Below are 14605 nucleotides of genomic sequence, written 5' to 3'. Positions count from 1 at the left end.
AGAGAGACAAATCAATGTTCCTGAACGTCAACGGCCACAACACCTACTGCTACACCGGCGGCAAGGCATTCGATGCGGCGAAGCCGACCGCCGTCTTCATCCACGGCGTGCTCAATGATCACAGCGTCTGGATCCTGCAGACGCGCTACTTCGCCAATCACGGCTGGAACCTGCTGGCGCCCGACCTGCCGGGTCACTGCAAGAGCGAGGGCGAGCCGCCCAAGACCGTCGAAGAAGCGGCGCAGTTCGTGATCGCACTGCTCGACGCAGCCGGCGTGAAGCAGGCCGCATTGATCGGGCACAGCTTCGGCTCGCTCACTGTGCTTGAAGCTGCGGCCGCTGCGCCCGACCGCGTGAGCCACCTCGCCCTGGTCGGCACCGCATTCCCGATGAAGGTGTCCCCTGCATTGCTGGACAACTCGCTCAACGCACCGATGAAGGCCATCGACATGGTCAACATCTACTCGCACGCCACGCTCGCACCGCCGCCCTCGTCCGCCGGGCCGGGAACCTGGTTGTATGGCGGAGGCCGCGCGCTGATGCGCCGCGTGCTCGCAAGCAATACCCGGGTCAACCTGTTCCATCGCGGCTTCAAGGCCTGTGATGACTATCAGGGCGGCGACGCGGCGATGGACAAGGTGAAGTGCCCGGTGCTGTTCCTGCTGGCCAGGAGCGATGCGATGACGCCGCCGCGCATGGCGCAGACGCTGCAGGCGCGGTCTCCCGGCGCGAAAACCGTGCTGGTCGAAGCGGGGCACCAGATGATGGAAGAAGCGCCCGATGCGGTCCTGTTTGCGCTGACTGATTTCCTCAAGATCAAGAGATGAGCGCCCGGCTCTCGCTGTACGAACTCGCAGGACTGCACGCGCTCGATCCTGCAGGCGCGCAACTGCTGGTCGATGAGGCGGGACTGAACCAGGAGCCTGCGGCACTCCAGCGCATGCTCTGGCCGGTAATCGCCGTGATCGCTGCGGCTCTCGTGGGGCTGGGCGTGATCCTGTGGCTTGCGGCCAACTGGGACACGATGGGCCGCACCACCCGGTTTGCCCTGCTCCAGGGCGTCATCGCCGTCATGTGCATTGCGGCGGCGATGCGTGCGAACCTGCGCGCGCCGCTGGGCCTGCTCGCACTGATCTGCATCGGCGGGCTGTTTGCGTATTTCGGCCAGACCTACCAGACCGGTGCGGATACCTGGCAACTGTTCGCCATGTGGGCCGTGCTCGCCCTGCCGCTTTGCCTGGGCGCGCGCAGCGATGTGCTCTGGGCGCCGTGGGCCCTCGTGGCGATGACTGCGATTTCGCTGTGGGTCTTTGCGCACACCAGCCACCGCTGGCGCGTGGAGCCGCAGGACCTGACGATCTATCTGGTCGCATGGGGTGCGAGCGGCGTCGTGGTCGCCGCGCTGAGTGCAGCATTCGCGCGCATCACCGGCGCGGGCGAATGGGCCATGCGCACGGCCGTCACGCTGGCGGTGATCGGCATCACGGCGACCGCCCTGGGCGGCCTGTTCTTTCGCGAAGTCGCGCCGCACTACCCACTCGCGCTGGCCGTGTTGTTTCTTGCAGCAGCCCTGCTGGCGCAAAAGCGGTTCTTCGACATCTTTGCATTGAGTGCGCTGGCCCTGGCGCTGGACACGCTGGTCATCACGGGCCTGGCGCGATGGCTTTTTACCGGGGGCAGCAACGACCTGGTCGGCAGGTTGATGCTGATCGGACTGGCCGCTTGCGGCATCCTCGCCGGATCGGTGAGCCTGATCATGCGCCTGGCAAAACGCCATGCGGTGCAAGGCACCGAGGTCGCGCAATGACCGTCCTTCGCCCTCGCAATGACGGGTTGCTGCAAGCCCTGAACGCGGCGATTGCACGCGGACTGTTGCCGGTGGGCGCGCAACTGCCGCAACCCGAAGGTCGCCCCTGGCCGGTGACATTGCTCGTGGCACTGGGTGCCTGGCTCGCGGCTATCCCTTTGATCGCCGTGGTGGGCATCCTGCTGGGGCCACTGGTTCGCAACAGTGTCGGAGCGCTCTTTGTAGGCGTGCTGCTGCTCGCCGCGTCCATCGTTGTGCTGCGCTCGAAAGACCTGCCTGTCTTCGTCGAGCAGCTTGCGGTTCCGGGTTTGCTGGTCGGCGGGGCTGCGCTGGGGTTTGCTTTCTTCGAGAACCTGCCCAACCGGGGAGCTGCCTGCTTGCTGGCGCTGGTGGCAGTCGGCGTTGCGGCAGCGATACCCAGGCCGTGGCTGCGCGTACTGCTAGGCGCAGCCGCTGCCGGTCTTTGCGTCATCGTGATGGGGCCGTCGCGCCTTGCGCAATGGCCCGGGGGTTCGATGTTTTCGTTGTGGATCGCGCTGCACGGTGTGCTTGCCGTCTGGCTGATCGCCATGCTCTGCCAGCGCCAGCTCGGCGCGCCGCGGGCCGCTCTGGTCGAATCGCTTGCCGCGGGCTGGCTTGTGCTGCTGCTCGCCGCACTTGCGTGGTGGGCGGGCATGACGTTCCTGGTGGGTGGTTCCCTGGGTGGCGGCTTCGTTGGCGAAGTCGCGCGTGAGGCCGGCTCACGGTCGCGACGAAGTCCAGGCGAAGGCTTCCAGGTCACCCAGGCGTGCTCGCTGATCCTGGGGCTCGCGGCCCTTCTGTGGGCAGGCAGGCGCTGGCCGACGCTGCGCGCACCCGCACCGGCCGCTGCTGCAATCGCGCTGGCGGGACTCGCCTGGTTTCTTCCCTCGCTCGGAGCAAGCTTGCTCGTACTCGCCTGGACGTCGACGACGCATCGGTGGCGACTGGCAAGCGCAGCCACCGTGGCCGCCGTGTGGATCGTTGGCAGCTTCTACTACCAGCTCGCATGGCCGCTCACGGACAAGGCCCTCGTGCTGGCGCTGACCGGAACCGTGCTGGGTGTCCTGGCGTGGCTCGCTCGCCAGAAATCGAGGCCATCCGCAGCGAGCGGGCCGGTGATGGCATCCGACAGCCGGGGCACCCTGCTGATGGTTGCCGGCGCAGTGATCACCCTTGCCGTTGCCAATTTTTCGATCTGGCAAAAGGAATCGCTGATTGCCAGCGGACAGAAGGTTTTTGTCGCACTCGCGCCCGTCGATCCGCGATCGTTGATGCAGGGTGATTTCATGCGCCTGAACTACAACATCCCGACGACAGACGATGCATCGTTGCAGCAAGGCATGGCCTCGGCCCGCCCGCATGTCATCGCCCGGCGCGACCCGGCTACCGGCGTTGCAACGCTGGTACGCGTCGCCCCTTCCAGTGCGCCATTGGGTGCAGGCGAAATGCGCATCGAACTCACACCCACAGCCGGCCGCTGGATGCTGGTCAGCGACAGCTGGTTCTTTCGCGAAGGCGACGGCGATCGCTGGCAGGCCGCCCGTTACGGCGAGTTTCGCGTCGCGCCCAACGGCAAGGCGCTGCTGGTGGGCATGGCCGATGCCAACCTGAAAACCATCCCGATCCAACCATGAGCATCATCGCCACACACCCCATGTCGCGTGAGCGCGCAAGCGAGATCGCGCGGGACTTTGACCTGCGCGCGCTCCCGGCCGATTTCTACGCAAACCCCTACCCCGTCTATTCATTGCTGCGTGAAAGCGAACCGCTCAAGGCCATGCCCGACGGCTCGATCTTTCTCACACGCCATGAAGACCTGGTGGCGGTGTACCGCGACGCCCTGTCGTTCAGCTCCGACAAGAAGGTGGAGTTCACGCCCAAGTACGGCGCGGGCTCGCCCCTGCTGGAACATCACACGACCAGCCTTGTGTTCAACGACCCGCCCCTGCACACGCGCGTTCGGCGATTGATCATGGGTGCCCTGACCCGGCGCGCCATCGCGGACATGGAGCCGGGACTGGTGCTGCTGGTCGACCGCCTGCTCGATGGGATTGAGCGCAAGGGCGGCGGCGACCTCATTGAAGATTTCGCCTCGGCGATTCCGGTGGAGATCATCGGCAACCTGCTGGGTGTTCCGCACGAAGACCGCGAGCCCTTGCGCGGCTGGTCGCTGGCGATCCTCGGCGCGCTGGAGCCCCGGCTCACCCCCGAGCAGGAAGCGCTCGGCAATCGAAGCGTCACCGAGTTCCTGGGCTACCTGGGCCACCTGGTTGCCGACAGGCGCAAGAAGCCCGGCGACCCCGAGCACGATGTGCTCACCAGGCTGATCCAGGGCGAAGCCGGCGGCGAGCAACTGGGCGAGACCGAGTTGCTGCAAAACTGCGTTTTCATCCTGAACGCGGGACACGAGACGACGACCAACCTGATCGGCAACGCGCTGGTGTCGCTGCAGGAATGGCCCGATGAGCGCCTGGCACTGCGCGCCAGACTGACTGAAGCGGGGGATGACGCGCAGGCAGCCGAAGCCATCATGGCAACCGCCGTCGATGAGTTCCTGCGCTTCGAGTCGTCCAACCAGCTGGGCAACCGCCGGGCCGTCAAGCCCGTGCGCGTGGGCGGCGTCGAGCTGGCCGCAGGAACACTGGTGACGCTGTGCATAGGCGCTGCCAATCGCGATGGCGCGCAATTCGCCAACCCGGATGTGCTGGACCTGACCCGGCAAGACAATCGCCATCTGGCCTTCGGATTCGGCATTCACCAGTGCGCGGGCCTGAGCCTGGCGCGGCTCGAAGGCCGCGTCGCCATCGGACGGTTCCTGCGCCGCTTTCCGGATTACCGACTCACCGCCTCGCCCGAGCGTGGCGGACGCGCGCGGTTTCGCGGGTTCTTGCACGCGCCGTTCGCACTGGCATAGACTGCGCCCAACAGGAGACAGCCATGGACACCACCGCCGACACCGCTGGCACGGACCCGCGCACCTTCACCTCGTTCGCGCAGTTCTATCCGTTCTACCTGACCGAGCACAGCAACCTCACCTGCCGCCGGCTGCACTTCGCCGGTTCGAGCCTGTCGCTGGTGTGCCTGGCGATGCTGATCGCCACTGGCAATTTCTGGTGGCTGCTGGCCGGATTGCTGGTGGGCTACGGCTTTGCGTGGATCGGCCACTTCGGTTTCGAGAAGAACAAGCCGGCGAGCTTCAAGCGCCCGCTCTACAGCTTCATGGGCGACTGGGTGATGTACAAGGACATCTGGACCGGCAAGGTCAAGATCTGAACCCCTCGTGCTGAGGGTTCAGATCACATCTTTCAGGTAGAGCGACGAGAGCTGGCCGCTTTTCCAGAGCTTGTCGGTTGCATCCGAGTGCGGCAGCAACAGGTGGCGCATCAACGGCTCCATCGAAGTGGACTGCACGTCTGCGAGCATGACGTAGCGCGTGTTTTCCCCATCGTCGACCTCATTCACGCGCCCGACCCAGTCCAGCGACACCAGCGTCTCCAGCACCGGCTCCAGTTGCAACGTCTCCACCTGCATGGCGTCAACGAGTTGCGGCGCACTCAGGCCGCGTGCTGCGGTCGCCCGTGCCTTCTCCAGCAGGCCCAGCACTTCGACGGCCAGTTGAAACTGCCAGCCGTGCGCGGTCGCGCGCCTGCGTGTGCCGGCCATCATCACCGGCAGGTATGCCGCGATGACAGCGCCGAGCAACACCACCGTCCAGCCTGCATAGATCCAGACCAGCAAGATCGGCACGGTTGCGAACGTGCCGTAGACCGCCGAGTAGGTCGGCACCGTGCTGAGGTAGAGCGCCAGCAGGCGCCGCGCTACTTCAAGTCCGATGCCAGCGAAGATCGCCCCGGCCCAGGCATGTGTGCTGCGCACGGGTGTGTTGGGCACGAAGCGATAAAGCGCAGCGAGGCCGGCAGTGACCAGCACGAACTCCAGGATGTCCAGCAGCACGCGCACCGTGCCCGGCACCGCCGCCACGAAGCCGCGAGAACCCGAAAGCACCCACGAGCTGGCACTGATCGACGCGCCGAGCAGCAACGGGCCGAGCGTCATGACGGCCCAATAAATCACCAGCCGCTGGTGAAGTGGACGCGGGCGCTTGACTCGCCAGATGGCGTTGAGCGTCTTGTCGATGGTGAGAACCAGGGCGAGCGCTGTAAAAAACAGCACCGCGAAACCCGCCGCGCCCAGGCGGCTGGCCTTGCCCGAGAACTGGGTGAGGTAGCCCAGCACCTGGCGTGCGATGGCATCGGGCATCAGGCTTTGCACCAGCCAGGACTGCAGCGCGCTTTCGAGTTTTCCAAAGATCGGGAACGCCGTGAAGACCGCCAGTGCCACGGTGATCATCGGAACCAGCGCCATCGTGGTCGTGAATGTCAGGCTGCTCGCGGTCAGCCCCAGACGGTCTTCGCGAAACCGCTCGAGCAGGGTCAGCGCAGAAGACTTCCAGTGGAAATCTGAAAGCTCGCGCGGCAAACGGGCAAGGTGGGAGGCAAGCTGTCGGAAGTCCATCGGCCGCTATGATGCCACTGGCATGGACACCACCGATTCTTCACAACGCACGAGCGCAGAACGCACGAGCGAAACAATCACCGCCACACGCTGGCTCGCCGTCGGCAGCCTGCTCGGGCTCATCGTGCTCGGCGTGGCATGGGAACTGTGGCTTGCGCCGGTGCGCCCGGGCGGCACCTTGCTGGCGCTGAAGGTTCTGCCGCTGTGCATCCCGATTGCCAGCCTGCTGCGCAACCGCATGTACACCTACCGCTGGGTGAGCCTCTTGGTCTGGCCGTACTTTGCCGAGGGCGTTGTGCGCGCCTATCGTGCAGACACCATGACGACCACGCTTGCCCTGATCGAGGTCCTGCTGTGCCTCGCCCTTTTCGCCGCCTGCGTGCTGCACATCCGCACGCGGCTTTCGAAAGCCCCGATTGAACCCAATCCCACATCCACACCAGCTCCTTAGCGAACTGCGCGCCGCCATCGGTGATGCGAACGTGCTCACCGACGGCGACCTGAGCGCCTGGGAAACCGACTGGCGCAAGCGCTCATATGGCAAGGCACTGGCTGTCGCGCGTCCCGCATCGGCGCAGGAAGTGGCCGCAGTCGTCAAGGCCTGTGCCAATGCCGGTGTGTCTATCGTGCCGCAGGGCGGCAACACCGGGCTGGTCGTCGGATCGACGCCGGATGAATCGGGCACACAGGTGGTCCTGAGCCTGCAACGCATGAACCGCGTGCGCGCACTGGACGGCGACAACCTCACCATCACGGTCGAAGCGGGTTGCATTCTTCAAACCGTGCAGGAAGCGTGCGCGGCCCAAGGCTTCCTGTTTCCGCTGAGCCTGGCTGCAGAAGGCAGCTGCACGATAGGCGGCAACCTCTCTACCAACGCGGGCGGCACGCAGGTCGTGCGCTATGGCAATGCGCGCGACCTGTGCCTGGGTCTGGAAGTCGTGACGGCCTCCGGCGACATCTGGGACGGCCTTTCGGGGCTGCGCAAGGACAACACCGGCTACGACCTGCGCGATCTTTTCATCGGCAGCGAAGGCACGCTGGGCATCATCACCGCCGCGACGATGAAGCTGCATCCGCTGCCTGCCTCGCAACTGACTGCCTGGGCGGCAGTGGCGACGCTGGAAGACGCGGTTGCCCTGCTGGGCATGGCGCACCGGACGCTGGGCGCAGGGCTCACGGGTTTCGAGGTGATGGGCCAGTTCGCGCTCAGCCTGGTTGCCAAGCACTTCAAGCAGTTGCGCGTGCCTTTGTACGAACAGTCGCCTTATTGCGTGCTGATCGAAAACTCGGATCATGAATCGGAGTTGCATGCGCGCACGCAATTCGAGCGATTGCTGGAGACGGCCATCGAAGAGGGCCGGGTCACAGACGCGGTCGTTGCAGAGAACCTCGCGCAGGCGCACCAGCTCTGGCACATCCGCGAAAGCATCCCGCTGGCGCAGGCCGAAGAGGGCCTGAACATCAAGCACGACATTTCAATCGCGGTGTCGCGCATCCCCGAGTTCTGCCGCGTCACCGATGCGCTGCTGCAGCGCGAACTGCCGGGTATCCGGCTCGTCAACTTCGGGCACCTGGGCGACGGCAACCTGCACTACAACGTGCAGGCGCCGCAAGGCCAGGACATGGCGGCATTCCTGGATGAAAACGAAGTTCGGGTCAACACGCTGGTGTTCGACTCGGTACGCGAATTCGGCGGCTCGATTTCGGCGGAGCACGGTGTCGGCAGCCTCAAGCGCGACAAGCTCGAGCATCACAAATCGCCTGTGGCGATGGGCATGATGCGGGCAGTCAAGAAGGCGCTGGACCCGGGCAATACCTTGAATCCGGGGCGGGTGCTGAGGAGATAATGGGATTGATGGACATTCGAATGCTCGAGTTTCACGGTGCGCCCATGAAGCCAATCACGCTTTCGCTCAACTCCAAAATTCTTGAAGCAGCTCGCGAAATGCAGATCGACATTTCGGAAACCGTTAATGAATTGCTCGCGGTCGAATTGACGCGCAGATACTGGGAGCGCTGGATGCTTGAGAGCAAACCAGCGATTGATGCGTACAACGAACGAATCACGCGCGAGGGCCTCCCGCTGTCCAAGTACCGGAACTTCTGAATTGTCGATTGAACCTATGCATTGGCCCGCAAGAAATGATTAGCTACCCCGCCCGCTCCCAATACGAGGACTTCATGCGCCATGTCTATGCGCATGGCACGCCAAAGACAGACCGCACCGGCACCGGTACCCGCAGCGTGTTCGGCTACCAGATGCGGTTCGACCTGAACGAAGGCTTTCCGCTGGTGACGACCAAGAAGGTCCACCTCAAATCCATCATTTACGAACTGCTGTGGTTCCTCAAGGGGTCCAGCGACAACAACTGGCTGAAAGAGCGCGGCGTCAGCATCTGGAACGAATGGGCGCGCGAAGACGGCGACCTCGGGCCGGTGTACGGCGTGCAATGGCGCAGCTGGCCGACGCCCGATGGCGGGCATGTGGACCAGATTGCAGAGGCGGTCAAGACCATCAGGACCAATCCGGATTCGCGCCGCATCATCGTGAGCGCCTGGAATGTTTCCGACATTCCAAAGATGGCGCTGGCGCCCTGCCATGCGTTCTTCCAGTTCTATGTCGCCGACGGGAAGCTCTCCTGCCAGCTCTACCAGCGAAGCGCCGACATCTTCCTGGGTGTGCCGTTCAACATTGCCAGCTATGCATTGCTCACCCACATGATGGCGCAGCAGTGCGACCTGGACGTCGGTGACTTCATCTGGACCGGCGGCGATTGCCACATCTACAGCAATCACCACGAGCAGGTCGAACTGCAACTGTCGCGCACGCCCTACCCCTACCCGAGGCTGAACATCAAGCGCAAGCCCGCATCGATCTTCGACTACGAGTTCGAGGACTTCGAGGTGACGGGCTACGACAGTCACGCACCGATCAAGGCGCCGGTCGCCATCTAGGATTTCCACACCGATGAAAATCGCACTGATCTTCGCCCGATCGCGCAACGGCGTCATCGGCAAGGATGGCGTCATGCCGTGGCATTTGCCAGAGGACATGACGCACTTCAAGCAGCTGACCATGGGCGCACCCGTCATCATGGGGCGCAAGACCTGGGAGTCGATACCGCCGCGGTTTCGTCCGCTGCCGGGGCGCACCAACATCGTGGTGACGCGGCAGTCCGACTGGAAGGCCGAAGGTGCGAGCAGGGCCTCGTCACTTGATCAGGCGATTGAAATGTGCAAGGACCAGCCCCGCGTGTCAATCATCGGCGGCGGCCAGATCTACGCGCAGGCAGCGCCGCTGGCCCACACCGCTGAAGTGACCGAGATTGACGCCGACTACGAAGGCGATGCGTTCGCGCCGCAACTCGGCAGCCAGTGGCAAGAGGTGCACCGCGAGTCGCACACGGCCGTCAACGGGCTTGCATACAGCTTCGTTACCCTGCACAACAACGACAACACCTAAAAGAGATAGCCCATGTCCGGTTCAGGATTTCACGTGCACGGTCCACATGACCACGAGATCGAGCACGCCACGCAGCATGCAGCCCACGGCGAAGGCACCGGGAAAATGATCAACCAGATCGCGATGTTCACGGCAGTCATCGCAACGGTAGGCGCAATCTTCGCGTACATGGGTGGTGCCACGCAGGCCAATGCGGGCCTGTACAAGAACAACGCGGCGATCAAGAAAACCGAGGCGTCGAACCAGTGGAATTACTTCCAGGCCAAGAGCACCAAGCAGTCGCTCGCCGAAATCTCGCGCGACCTTGCGCCCGCCCAGGCCGACAAGGACAAGTACCAGGCCAAGATTGACCGGTACGAGAAAGAGAAAAAAGAGATACAGACCGGCGCCGAGAAGATCGAGGCCGAGTCGAAAGAGTGGGACAAGCGCAGTGACGAGCAGATGCACCAGCACCACCGCTGGGCTCAGGCGACGACTGCATTGCAAGTTGCCATTGCCATGGCCGCGATTGCCTTGCTCACGCGCAAGAAGTGGCTCGAGTGGGGCATGTTCGGATTGGGCGCGATCGGTGTGGCGATTGGCGCGCTGGCGGCCTTGCATATCTGAGGCTGCCGTGAAGATCACCACCTGGAACGTGAATTCGCTGACAGCCCGCCTGCAGCATGTGCTGGACTGGACGGCGGCCAACCCGGTCGACGTGCTGTGCCTGCAGGAACTCAAGCTCACTGACGACAAGTTCCCGCACGATGCGCTGCGCGATGCGGGCTATGCGCACTGCGCGGTGTTCGGCCAGAAGACATACAACGGCGTCGCGATCCTGAGCCGTCATCCGCTGCGCGATGTCGTGAAGAACATCGTCGGGTTTCATGACGAACATTCGCGGGTCATCGCTGCGTCCGTCGATACACCCCAGGGTGAGTTGCGCGTGGTGAACGGCTATTTCGTCAACGGCCAGGAACCGGGCTCCGAGAAGTTTGCGTACAAGATGAACTGGCTGGGTGGCCTGAACGCCTACCTGCGCGATGAGCTTGCGAAACACCCGAGGCTGATGCTGGTGGGCGACTTCAATATCGCACCCGAGGACAGGGATTCATTCGATCCGGTCGGGTTGAAAGACACCATCCATCACACCGTGGAAGAACGCGCGCACTTCCGGCAGCTGATCGAGATGGGCCTGTACGACAGCTTCCGCATGTTCGAGCAGCCCGAGAAAAGCTACAGCTGGTGGGATTACCGGATGCTGGGCTACCAGAAGAATCGCGGGCTGCGCATCGACCACATTTTGGTGAGCGAAGCACTCAAACCCGAAGTCAAGAGCTGCGCGATCGACCGGGTTCCGCGCAAGTGGGAAAAGCCGAGTGACCATGCGCCGGTGACGGTGGAGATTTGAGGCTGTCATCGCGGGCCGAGACCGAAGGGATCTTCGAATCCACCGCAATCCATGTCTTTCGACTGCCGTAGCCGCTGCGCGGTGGATGCCGGATCGAGTCCGGCATGACAGCCCGCTTTACTCCAGCCCCAGCTCCTGAATCTTGCGCGTGATCGTATTGCGCCCAATCCCCAATTTCTGCGCCGCCTCAATCCTTCGGCCCCGCGTATTGGCCAGCGCCGTAAGAATCAACTTCGATTCAAAACGCTTGGTGAGTTCTTCCCACACGTCGTGACGGCCGCTCACCAGCAGTTCAAGCGCTTCTGCTTCAAGGCCCGACTCCCAGCTTCCTGCGCTGCCGTTCACCGGGACGGGTGCGACAGAAACACCCGCCGGTTGCGGTGCAACCTCAGTTGCCGACGCCGCCGCTGAATCGTTCGCACTGAGCGCCCCGCGAGGCGCAACATGAGCGTCGCTCGTGACCTGCATGACTTCAGGCGGCAGGTCCTTGGGCTCGATCACCTGGGCCGGCGCCATCACGGTGAGCCAATGGCAGATGTTTTCCAGTTGCCGCACATTGCCGGGAAAACCGAACGTCGACAGGCGCACGAGTGCCGCGTCCGATATCCGCTTGGGCTCCACGCCCAGCTGCTTGGCGCTCACCTGCAGGAAATGCCTCGCCAGCATCGTGATGTCCTCGATTCGCTCGCGCAGGGCAGGCAATCGCAGGCGGATCACGTTGAGCCGGTGGAACAGGTCCTCGCGGAAGGCGCCCTCTTTCACGCGCTGCTCCAGGTCCTGGTGGGTCGCTGCGATCACCCGCACATTGGCCTTCACGGCGTTGTGTCCGCCCACGCGATAGAAGTGCCCGTCGGACAACACGCGCAAAAGACGGGTCTGCAAGTCGAACGGCATGTCGCCGATTTCATCGAGAAAGAGCGTGCCGCCTTCGGCCTGCTCGAACCGCCCACGGCGCATGGTTTGCGCGCCGGTGAAGGCGCCGCGCTCATGGCCGAAGAGCTCGCTTTCCAGCAAGTCCTTGGGGATGGCCGCGGTGTTGATGGCAACAAAGGGGCCGCCGGCGCGAGGCGAATGCTTGTGCAATGCGCGGGCGACCAGTTCCTTGCCGGTTCCCGATTCACCCGTGATCATCACCGTCACATTGCTTTGCGAGAGACGCCCGATCGCACGGAACACGTCCTGCATCGCAGACGCCTGGCCGAGCATTTCAGGCGCTGCCACCATGCGCTCTTCGGCCACCTCCTCGCGCTGGCTTTCTTCGACAGCGCGGCGGATCAGCTCGACCGCCTTGGGCAGGTCGAAAGGCTTGGGCAGGTATTCGAAGGCGCCGCCCTGGAATGCCGAGACTGCACTGTCCAGATCAGAGAACGCCGTCATGATGATGACGGGCAGGCCGGGATGCTTTTCCTTGACCTTGGTCAGAAGCTCCAGTCCCGAACCACCCGGCATGCGGATGTCGCTCACCAGCACTTGCGGGCAGTCGTCGTCTTCGCCGGAATCCAGTGCCTGAAGGACTTCACGCGGGTTGGTGAAACTTCGCGTGGGAAGGTCCTCCCGCAACAGCGCTTTTTCAAGCACGAAGCGAATGGACTGGTCATCGTCAACTATCCAGATCGGCTTCATGTATTTTCTCGTTGCCTCAGGTCGTCACTGTCATCTTTTGTCAGGGCAAGGGAATCAGGATCTTGAAGTCCGTCTTCCCCGGCACGCTATCGCACTCGATCAGGCCGTGGTGCTGCTGCACGAAGGTTTGCGCCAACGTGAGCCCCAGTCCCGAACCGCCTTCCCTTCCCGATACGAGCGGAAAGAAAATGCGGTCCCTGATCGACTCCGGTACACCGGGCCCGTTATCGATGACATGCAATTCCAATGCCAGTCGGTAGCGCTGCTTGCCGAAAGTCACCTGCCTGGAAATTCGCGTCCTGAAAGTGAGTTGCGCATCGCCTGCGGCAATGCGATCTGCAAGCGCCTGACAGGCGTTGTGCGCGATGTTCAACACGGCCTGTATCAACTGCTCGCGGTCGCCGCGAAACTCCGGGATCGAGGTGTCGTACTCGCGCACGAACTTCAGTCCGCGTGGAAACTCCGCCAGGATCAATGAGCGCACCCGTTCGCAGACTTCGTGGATGTTCACATCGCCCACCACATGCGGCCTGCGGTGCGGCGCGAGCAGGCGATCGACCAGTGTCTGGAGCCGGTCGGCCTCATGGATGATGACGCGGGTGTATTCCTTGAGGTCCTTGGAGTCGATCTCCATTTCAAGCAACTGCGCAGCGCCGCGAATGCCGCCCAGCGGGTTCTTGATCTCGTGCGCGAGGTTGCGGATCAATTCCTTGTTGGCCTGCGCCTGGTCGATCAGCCGCTCTTCGCGGTCCTGCTTGGCCTGCGCTTCCAGCGGAAGCAGCTCCACCACGAACTCGTGCTCGCGCTCCGTCTGGGCAAGAACCACATGCACCGGCACTGGATCGTAGCCTTGACGCACGAGCCAGGTGTCGTAACGCAACGCCGCAAATTCATTGCTGCTCGCGCCTAGCAACGCATTGCGCAGCAAGTGCGGCTCAGTAAAGCAAAGTGTGAGGTCAGAGCCTTCGATGGCACGGCGCGATATGCCGAGCGCGTCTTCGAGGGCCGAGTTGGCAAACAGGACGCCGCCGTGCTCATCGACGACGGCAACCAGCGTCGCCAGCAGGTCTAGCGACTGGAAGCGGGATGTGAGGTTTTCTTTCGGGGTCAAGCCCCGATTGTCACTGAAGTGTGTGACGCTACTTGACTCGGGTCAGCTCGCGGCGGATGCCCGCGATGTCGCTCTCGTTGCGCGCGATGCTCGCCTTCAGTTCGGCGACGCGGTCGAGGTACTTCTGGTAGTTGCGATGTTCGGGCCCCTGCTTCTCGGGCTCGCCGTTGTTGTATTCCTTGACCAGTTCGATCTGGCGGCTCTCGGCCTTTTTCAGTTCGGATTCGAGGATGGCGCGGGCATCGGAGTCGCGAGCGCGTTGCTCGCCCTCACCGACGCGGGAGTTGGGGCCGCCCGATGATTGCTGTACGGCCGCCACGCGAACCGGCGCCGATGCGGCGTTGCTGCCGTTGACCCGTGTGCCCTGGACAACGGTGATGTTGCCGCCTTCCATGGTCTTGCAGTTCTTGGCCTTGGCTTCTGCGATGTCGTTGGTGTACACGTTGCCCGAGCAACGATAAATGGTCTGCGCGTGGAGGCCGGTTGCCGCAACCGCGCCGACAGCGGCGACGGCAACCATCGCGGCAAGCCTGGCAACTTCAAGTGGAATCAGGGAACTTCGCTTCATGACTGCTCCTGGCACGAGTGCCGGGTATGGCCTTTCAGTATCGCGCAACTCATCACAAATGCCAATTAAGGCCTTGATTCACAAGGACAAATGCAAAACGACCGAGG

The 14605-nt window shown here is 63.2% G+C and carries 16 protein-coding genes; 12 read left to right on the top strand and 4 right to left on the bottom strand.

Annotation, left to right across the window (positions count from 1 at the left end):
• The first annotated feature begins 14 nt into the window (after positions 1–14).
• From AQ12_RS00530 to AQ12_RS00510, 5 genes are read left to right on the top strand one after another with little or no spacing between them, the layout of a single operon-like run.
• Positions 15–827 (top strand): alpha/beta fold hydrolase, encoded by an 813-nt coding sequence (locus tag AQ12_RS00530; RefSeq protein WP_048437887.1) that lies wholly within the window; start codon positions 15–17, stop codon positions 825–827.
• Positions 824–1807 (top strand): DUF2157 domain-containing protein, encoded by a 984-nt coding sequence (locus tag AQ12_RS00525; RefSeq protein WP_048437886.1) that lies wholly within the window; start codon positions 824–826, stop codon positions 1805–1807. The genes AQ12_RS00530 and AQ12_RS00525 overlap by 4 nt, the downstream gene beginning before the upstream one ends.
• The gene (locus AQ12_RS00520; protein WP_048437885.1) at positions 1804–3462 is read left to right on the top strand and encodes a GDYXXLXY domain-containing protein; all 1659 of its coding nucleotides are present in this window, start codon (positions 1804–1806) and stop codon (positions 3460–3462) included. The genes AQ12_RS00525 and AQ12_RS00520 overlap by 4 nt, the downstream gene beginning before the upstream one ends.
• A complete protein-coding gene (locus tag AQ12_RS00515) occupies positions 3459–4742 on the top strand; it encodes a cytochrome P450 (RefSeq protein WP_048437884.1) in 1284 nt (427 codons plus the stop codon). Before AQ12_RS00520 ends, AQ12_RS00515 begins: the two co-directional genes overlap by 4 nt.
• 23 nt (positions 4743–4765) lie before the next feature.
• A complete protein-coding gene (locus AQ12_RS00510; protein WP_048437883.1) occupies positions 4766–5101 on the top strand; it encodes an Mpo1-like protein in 336 nt (111 codons plus the stop codon).
• 18 nt (positions 5102–5119) lie between these two features.
• Here AQ12_RS00510 and AQ12_RS00505 read toward each other — a convergent pair whose 3' ends face one another.
• Complete coding sequence (locus tag AQ12_RS00505) at positions 5120–6343, bottom strand: YihY family inner membrane protein (protein ID WP_048437882.1); 1224 nt, start codon at positions 6341–6343, stop codon at positions 5120–5122.
• 22 nt (positions 6344–6365) lie between these two features.
• Between AQ12_RS00505 and AQ12_RS00500 the strand changes: the two genes are divergently transcribed.
• The 7 genes from AQ12_RS00500 to xth are packed head-to-tail and all read left to right on the top strand — an operon-like array spanning position 6366 to position 11196.
• Positions 6366–6794 (top strand): DUF2069 domain-containing protein, encoded by a 429-nt coding sequence (locus tag AQ12_RS00500; RefSeq protein ID WP_048437881.1) that lies wholly within the window; start codon positions 6366–6368, stop codon positions 6792–6794.
• Positions 6760–8190, top strand: coding sequence for an FAD-binding oxidoreductase (locus AQ12_RS00495; protein WP_369798941.1), 1431 nt, complete (start codon positions 6760–6762; stop codon positions 8188–8190). Before AQ12_RS00500 ends, AQ12_RS00495 begins: the two co-directional genes overlap by 35 nt.
• Entirely contained in the window at positions 8190–8450 is a 261-nt protein-coding gene (locus AQ12_RS00490) for a type II toxin-antitoxin system CcdA family antitoxin (protein WP_238587609.1), read from the top strand. Before AQ12_RS00495 ends, AQ12_RS00490 begins: the two co-directional genes overlap by 1 nt.
• A 35-nt stretch (positions 8451–8485) precedes the next feature.
• The gene (locus tag AQ12_RS00485) at positions 8486–9298 is read left to right on the top strand and encodes a thymidylate synthase (protein ID WP_048437880.1); all 813 of its coding nucleotides are present in this window, start codon (positions 8486–8488) and stop codon (positions 9296–9298) included.
• Positions 9299–9311: 13 nt separating this feature from the next.
• Positions 9312–9806, top strand: coding sequence for a dihydrofolate reductase (locus tag AQ12_RS00480; RefSeq protein ID WP_048437879.1), 495 nt, complete (start codon positions 9312–9314; stop codon positions 9804–9806).
• Between the two features lie 12 nt (positions 9807–9818).
• On the top strand, positions 9819–10412 hold the full coding sequence (locus tag AQ12_RS00475) for a DUF4337 domain-containing protein (protein ID WP_048437878.1): 594 nt from the start codon (positions 9819–9821) through the stop codon (positions 10410–10412).
• Positions 10413–10419: 7 nt separating this feature from the next.
• Complete coding sequence (xth, locus tag AQ12_RS00470; protein WP_048437877.1) at positions 10420–11196, top strand: exodeoxyribonuclease III; 777 nt, start codon at positions 10420–10422, stop codon at positions 11194–11196.
• 117 nt (positions 11197–11313) lie between these two features.
• Here xth and ntrC read toward each other — a convergent pair whose 3' ends face one another.
• From ntrC to AQ12_RS00455, 3 genes are read right to left on the bottom strand one after another with little or no spacing between them, the layout of a single operon-like run.
• Positions 11314–12819, bottom strand: a complete 1506-nt coding sequence (gene ntrC, locus AQ12_RS00465; RefSeq protein ID WP_048437876.1) for a nitrogen regulation protein NR(I) — start codon at positions 12817–12819, stop codon at positions 11314–11316.
• Positions 12820–12859: 40 nt separating this feature from the next.
• Positions 12860–13930 (bottom strand): nitrogen regulation protein NR(II), encoded by a 1071-nt coding sequence (gene glnL, locus AQ12_RS00460; RefSeq protein WP_048437875.1) that lies wholly within the window; start codon positions 13928–13930, stop codon positions 12860–12862.
• 28 nt (positions 13931–13958) lie between these two features.
• Positions 13959–14498, bottom strand: a complete 540-nt coding sequence (locus AQ12_RS00455) for a hypothetical protein (RefSeq protein WP_048437874.1) — start codon at positions 14496–14498, stop codon at positions 13959–13961.
• Between the last annotated feature and the right edge of the window lie 107 nt (positions 14499–14605).

Origin of the sequence: Caenimonas sp. SL110, from assembly GCF_001044395.1 — a bacterium.
In the GTDB taxonomy this organism is placed as follows: Bacteria; Pseudomonadota; Gammaproteobacteria; order Burkholderiales; family Burkholderiaceae_C; genus Ramlibacter.
Note: the sequence above shows the minus strand (reverse complement) of the source record. Positions and strands in the feature narration are given on the sequence as shown.

Coding starts and splice junctions, on each gene's coding strand:
- AQ12_RS00530 (WP_048437887.1), top strand. CDS start 15: ATGTTCCTGAACGTCAACGGCCACAACACCTACTGCTACACCGGCGGC.
- AQ12_RS00525 (WP_048437886.1), top strand. CDS start 824: ATGAGCGCCCGGCTCTCGCTGTACGAACTCGCAGGACTGCACGCGCTC.
- AQ12_RS00520 (WP_048437885.1), top strand. CDS start 1,804: ATGACCGTCCTTCGCCCTCGCAATGACGGGTTGCTGCAAGCCCTGAAC.
- AQ12_RS00515 (WP_048437884.1), top strand. CDS start 3,459: ATGAGCATCATCGCCACACACCCCATGTCGCGTGAGCGCGCAAGCGAG.
- AQ12_RS00510 (WP_048437883.1), top strand. CDS start 4,766: ATGGACACCACCGCCGACACCGCTGGCACGGACCCGCGCACCTTCACC.
- AQ12_RS00505 (WP_048437882.1), bottom strand. CDS start 6,343: ATGGACTTCCGACAGCTTGCCTCCCACCTTGCCCGTTTGCCGCGCGAG.
- AQ12_RS00500 (WP_048437881.1), top strand. CDS start 6,366: ATGGACACCACCGATTCTTCACAACGCACGAGCGCAGAACGCACGAGC.
- AQ12_RS00490 (WP_238587609.1), top strand. CDS start 8,190: ATGGGATTGATGGACATTCGAATGCTCGAGTTTCACGGTGCGCCCATG.
- AQ12_RS00485 (WP_048437880.1), top strand. CDS start 8,486: ATGATTAGCTACCCCGCCCGCTCCCAATACGAGGACTTCATGCGCCAT.
- AQ12_RS00480 (WP_048437879.1), top strand. CDS start 9,312: ATGAAAATCGCACTGATCTTCGCCCGATCGCGCAACGGCGTCATCGGC.
- AQ12_RS00475 (WP_048437878.1), top strand. CDS start 9,819: ATGTCCGGTTCAGGATTTCACGTGCACGGTCCACATGACCACGAGATC.
- ntrC (WP_048437876.1), bottom strand. CDS start 12,819: ATGAAGCCGATCTGGATAGTTGACGATGACCAGTCCATTCGCTTCGTG.
- AQ12_RS00455 (WP_048437874.1), bottom strand. CDS start 14,498: ATGAAGCGAAGTTCCCTGATTCCACTTGAAGTTGCCAGGCTTGCCGCG.